2 protein-coding genes are annotated in these 6,333 nt (G+C 33.0%); both read left to right on the forward strand.

Going from position 1 to position 6,333, the window contains the following annotated elements; all coding sequences use genetic code 11:
• Positions 1-4: 4 nt before the first annotated feature.
• Positions 5-988 (forward strand): toxin-antitoxin system YwqK family antitoxin, encoded by a 984-nt coding sequence (locus B143_RS0106495; RefSeq protein WP_008315648.1) that lies wholly within the window; start codon positions 5-7, stop codon positions 986-988.
• Between the two features lie 3,822 nt (positions 989-4,810).
• On the forward strand, positions 4,811-6,333 hold a 1,523-nt coding region (locus B143_RS10145), incomplete at its 3' end, for a calcium-binding protein (RefSeq protein WP_428837380.1).

Genomic DNA, 6,333 nt, shown 5'->3' on the forward strand with positions numbered 1-6,333 from the left:
ATATATGTTGAAGAAAAGTTTAATAGGATTAGCAATTATCACTGTGTTAGGTGGTGGATATTTTGGATATTCGCAGTATCAAGATTATCAAAAACGTGAATATGCTCGTTTATTGCAAGAGCGTAATCAAAGTATTCGAAAAATGATAGAAGAAAATAGACAAGATGCCATTAATCGTAAATTAGAAGAAGAGGCTCGGTTAGAACGCATTGCTAAAGGCGAAGGTAAAGTTGAAAAGATTGTAACGCATTATGATACTGGTGAGAAAAAAGAGGAGTATGTACTTCTTGAAGGGAGAAAAGAAGGAAAATATATTCTCTGGTATAAAAATGGTTTAATTTCAAGTGAAGCTTCCTACAGAAATGGCTTTTTAGTGGGTGAGAGAAAAAATTATTTTGACAATTCACAACATACAATTAGTTCAATTTCTCAATATGATCGCACTGATGAAAATCGATCGTTTGGAGAGCACAATACTCAGTGGTATATCAATGGTAATAAGCGTGAAGAGTCATATAAAAACAGTCGGTTACTTGAAAAAGAGTACAGAAAATCTTGGCGTGAAGATGGGACTCTTAAATATGAAACATTTTTTGATCCAGATTTAGATTTAACTGTTGTTATTGGATATTATCCATCAGGAGAGCCCCAGTACAAGTATTTTGAAGATAGGTATCAGGCTAAGCAACAGAAGACAACTTATTGGTACAAATCGGGTAAAAAATATTTTGAAGCCAATTATAAAGATCGATTAATACAGGGGATTGCAACTTATTGGTATGAATCTGGTCGAAAATATGCCGAAATTCTCTTCGATGATTTTGGATATGCCAATGGTTGGTGTCAACAATGGGATGAAAATGGCGTGCTAATTCGTAAAGCTTTTTTGCAAAACAATAGGGAGCAACATAGTCGTGAAGCTGTTAATTATAGACCTGATGTGAAGTGCCAGAAAGTCCCTCCGCTTAAAGATTTTGATCAAATATAATTTATAAATTAAAAAAGGTAATATAAGATGAATTCATATCAAGAATTAATGCAGTTAGCCTTGGGCTCAAAAGGTGCTTTAAATGACTGGGCAAAATTAAATGGCATTTCAGAGGATGATAGAATGTTTGCCATTCTTTCTTTATCTATAGACCTTATGGGGTTGTATAAAGATATAGCTGAATTATCAGAGTTAGACATAATCAAAAAGTATAAAATGCAGCCGCATATTGCGGATTCTCTAACTATTCTCAAAGGAGCATTTGATTTTAAGAAATTATTAGATGATGTAGCACAATTAAATGTATTTTTAATTAAAGATGCAGAGAATACTAATAACTATAAATTATCTTATAGGGCACAAGGTAAACTTATACAAGTATTAACAAAGTCTGCTGAAATTATCACTAGCATGCCTGGATTGTCATCAACACCCATAATAAAAACAATTAACGTTGCAGTAACTTTACTCGGTATGTTAGCCACGCATAGACTTGATGAATATGAAGCTCAACTAAAAGAGACTGAAGTTAAATTACAACAATTTTATTTAGATCATAATCTGAGGATAGAAAAAGATCTTACTGATATTGTAAGTGATACAAATAGCCAAAAATATGTTGGAGACAATTGGTCTATCACAGAGCCATTTGCAGCTTTTGTGGTTAAATTATCTTTACTGAATAAAGAGGAGGGTAATTCGAGTGGAAAAGAAATTACTGTGGCAGAATTTGATGCTGCTAAAAAATTAAGTCAATATTTAGGATCTTTAAACGCTACAGGCCTAGATTATGCATCGTTTTTGTTTGGTATTAGTACTATTTCAAACGAACCTTTCAATATGTTGAATGCTTTATTAGAAATTTTTGGTGAAAAGAAAGTTAATGACCCACCGAAAAGGGAGCAAGCTTATTACTATAAACATAAACTAGAAAGTTTATTTAACAAAATTGCTGTGCAAGGTGGTGAATATACAATTGACACGTTGATAGTACAAGATGGAATAATTGAATTATCTGATAAACAAAAAGAATTACTAAGTTATCGATATGCCTTATTAAAAGGAAACTTTTTTATAATTACAGGTATTAATTATGATGACAAAGGAATTCATAAGGATTTAAAACTTTCAGATAATAATATTTTTAACCAGAATTTTTTTTCGGCTAGATTATCGTATTTGGATTTATTAGCAAAATATCATCTTGAAGATCAGTCAGATAACTTAATATTAAATACCACTGTTAGAAATACAGCAAATGGTTATTTTTTCGATGTTAAAAATGGAATTGAATTTTCACCATATGAGAATGCAAAGCTAGTTGCTCAATCACAAACAGGAGTTTTTCCATCAGCCTATGGAGATGAAAAACAATATATTTTTGACTTAGAAAGCATTTATGGTGACCAAGGAAAAATACTTCAAGCTCTCAAAGGAGGAGTAGGTAATACCATAAGCAGTGAGATTTATGGTGGTTATGGCAATGATATTATCCACTTTGGCTTTGATGGTAATGATCATGTTGAAGCGGGCTATGGGAATGATCAATACCATTTAAAAGGCACAAGCAAACTGTTAGATGGGTCAAATGGTATAGGACACGTTAGTTTCGATGTGCATGGAGATGATAAATACATTGTAACGGACTTTTCAGGAAAATATACTGCAACTGATTTACAAGGCAGTGATACATATGATTTTAAGTATTCTAATGCATCATTCAAAGAAGTTGAAATTACAATTATTGATGGTAAAGAAAAAGATGCCAACTCAGCTGCACCTGCGCAAAATAATAAAAGTTCTGAGGTAGAAGATGTTTATTCTTTTACAAGCTTCAATGGTTCTTTAAGCATTACAGATTACGGCTCTAGGAATGATTATTATCTTTTTGAAGGTAGTTCGTTTAATACCGTTAATACAGGTAATCAGTGGGCAGATGAAACAGAAATCACTATTGTGGACGAGGGTGGCCATGATATCTACAAGTTTAATGCTAAAGGTGGTGCAATTTACAATCTCACAGATAAAGATGGTAAGGGTGTAATTTATTACAATGGTGAGAAAATTGATACATCTAATCCCAAACATTGGAAGCCGCTCATTGTAGATGGCAATATTGTTGAGAATAATTGGGTTTATCAGGATAAATGGAATTTATATGCAGTTGAAAATACTACAAATGCTAATAGTAATGGCTCATATACATTAACAATTACTAGTTTTCAAGATGCGCAAAGATCAAAAGAAGCTGCTAAAGATGATTCTGTCGTAATTATTAATGATTTTAAAGATGGTGATTTAGGCATTAACTTAGTTACCAATAAGCTGATTATTAATGATTCTGAACATAATGATATGATTGATGGCGAAATCCCTCCTTCAAAGTTAACATGGAGAGGTTCAGGTGAATTAATGTTCTATGTTCATTTTCGCCTAAATCCTAAAAAAGGAGAGTTGGTTACATTAAAATTCAATGGATTGGAAAATGGAACAGCTCTTAATGTACAAGGAAAAGAGTTAGTAGTTAATGATAATAAAATTCAATTTTATGTAGATAATGATACGTTTGATCAACAAGCATTAGGTAGCATAGCAATTACTATTTTAAATAGCAGTGAAGTATTAGGTGATGAAGACTTAGATTTGACAATCACTGCTAGTTATGTAGATGAAAAAGATAATAAGATTGATGATACAGTACATGTAAGATTAACTACAGAAGATGATGAAGATCCTAATGATAGTACTCCTAATATTGGAGATGCAGAGCAGGTCCAATCTCCTATAATCATAGATTTAAATGGTGATGGAGTTAAAACTACTTCTAAAAACAATACATTTTATTTTGATTTAGATAGCAATACATTTGCAGAACAATCTGGTTGGGTTGATGATAATGATGGTTTGCTTGTGCTAGATCGTAACAGCAATGGTAAGATTGATAATGGCTCTGAGCTATTTGGAAATCATACTATTTTGCAAGATGGTTCAAAAGCAAAAAATGGTTTTGAAGGATTGAAAGAATTTGATGTTAATAAAAATGATAAATTAGATAATCAAGATAGTATTTGGAAAGAGTTAAAAGTTTGGCAGGATTTTAATCAAGATGGCATTGTAGATATAGGGGAATTAAAAACCTTAGATCAGATAGGCCTTAAAGAAATTAATTTAGCATATCGAAATATTAATCAGACAGATGAATCAGGTAATATCCATAAACAGACATCAACAGTAACTTGGATGGACGGTAGAGCCACAGATGTTACAGATGTCTGGTTTCAAGTTGACCCTGCTAAAACAAAATCTACTCAGGAAATTGAAATACCTGAAGAGATATTTGATTTACCAAATATATATGCATTTGGTAATGTATTAAACCTGAGACAAGCAATGGCATTAGACCATACCCTTCGTGATATGATTCAGAATTATATATCTTCTGCTAATAATCAAACTGAGGAAAATCTTTATAATCTAATATATCAATGGACTGGTTCTTCGTTAATTGATCCAAATAGCCGTGATCCTGCCAAGGTTTATGGGCATGTAATGGATGCAAGGCAATTGGTATCTTTAGAAAATTTAGTTGGAAAAGGATATATGGGAACGTGGTGTTGGGGGGAGTTGGATCCAAATCCACATGGTAGAGCCTCACCATTATTAGTTGCTGAATTTAAAAAATTTGCAGATTATGTTAATGCAAACTTATTAGCCTCTACCAGCCCATATTTTAAAAAATCTTATAATAAAAAAGAAAAGATAAGTATTTATCAATGGGATAAGCTGAATGCTCAATTATACGAGTTACATCAATCTGGTGATATGGGTACTATTAAGCAACTAGGTAAAATCGCACATGACTTAGGTATATATAGTAGTGTATATAAGGCATCATGGGAAGATAATCTTTCTTATTTGAGAGCGAATAATTTAGGATTGTTCCTGATTATTGATGATAAAAATATTGAAGGTGATAGTGGGAATAATTCACTGCGCGGAACAAATGAACGAGATACTATTCATGGTGGTGCAGGAAATGACACATTACAAGGTGGTGCAGGATCAGATTCTTATATTTTTGAAACCGGATTTGGTAGTGATAAAATCTATGATAGCAGTGGTCAAAATGATGAAATTATTTTTCGTGGTATTCAGCCAGAACATATAAATATTTCCCGAGGATTAACTAGTGTCTTTTTAACGCGGATTGATGATCTGGGTAATTTGACTAATGATGTCATTGAGATTCAAAATTATTTTGATTTTGATGGCACTCTAGCAGAAGGAGTAATAGAAAAAATAGTATTTTCTGATCCTAATCGGGTTGTTTGGACTGTAGAGGATGTCCTTCAAAAATTAGTACCAGTAGCAACAAATGGGGATGATGTTTTATATTTAGATGCTGAAGATAATAGAATTGAGGCATTAGGTGGTAATGATGTAGTTTTTGGTGGAGATGGCGATGACTATATTCATGGTGGAGATGGTGATGATGAATTATATGGGGATGGAGGAAATGATACATTAATTGGAGGTAAGGGGAATGATTTGTTAAGTGGGGGGGCTGGGAGTGATGTATATATTGTTAATGTTGGTGATGAAACAACAACAATTAAAACTCTGAATCATGAAATAAATGACCACGATACAATCGTCTTTAATGAAATCAATAGTAAAGATGTACATTACTATAACCAAGGCTCAGACCTTCTGATTCAATATACAGAAAGTGATTCTGTCATCATAAAAGATTTCTTTAAGAATGGAAAAGGTTCTAGTAATTCTGCTTGGCTAACCAATAAGGTTAAATACTTTAAATTTAAAGATAATGTTGTCCTGACTTTAGAAGAATTGGCACAGTCAAAATTAATTCAATGGGAAAGCCAAGGCAGTGATTTAACAGGGATTCACTGGAGAGGTGATATCACTGTAGTTGCGAATGTAGATATTGCTAAAGGGCACACGATTGAATTATCAGGTGAAGCCAAAGATGTGCATCATGTAACAGGTAGTGACTATGACGATAGAATTACAACAGGCACAGGCAATGACACTCTCATTGGCGGCAAAGGTAATGACCGTTTAGTGGGTGGTGCAGGTAGCGATACCTATCAATTCAGCTTGGGTGATGGTAATGACACTATCCGAACAAATAATGNCTCNGCTGATGATCATGATACGATTCGATTCTTAGATATTGATAATAAGCAGGTTACTTACCATGCTCAAGGGAAGGATTTATTAATTCAGTATAGTGAAAATGATTCAGTTAGAATCGAAGATTTTTTCCAAAATGGATATTATGCTTCAGGCGAAGCTGCTTGGTTAACCAATAAGGTTAAATA

Origin of the sequence: Wohlfahrtiimonas chitiniclastica DSM 18708 (genome assembly GCF_000375345.1) — a bacterium.
Lineage (GTDB): Bacteria > Pseudomonadota > Gammaproteobacteria > Cardiobacteriales > Wohlfahrtiimonadaceae > Wohlfahrtiimonas > Wohlfahrtiimonas chitiniclastica.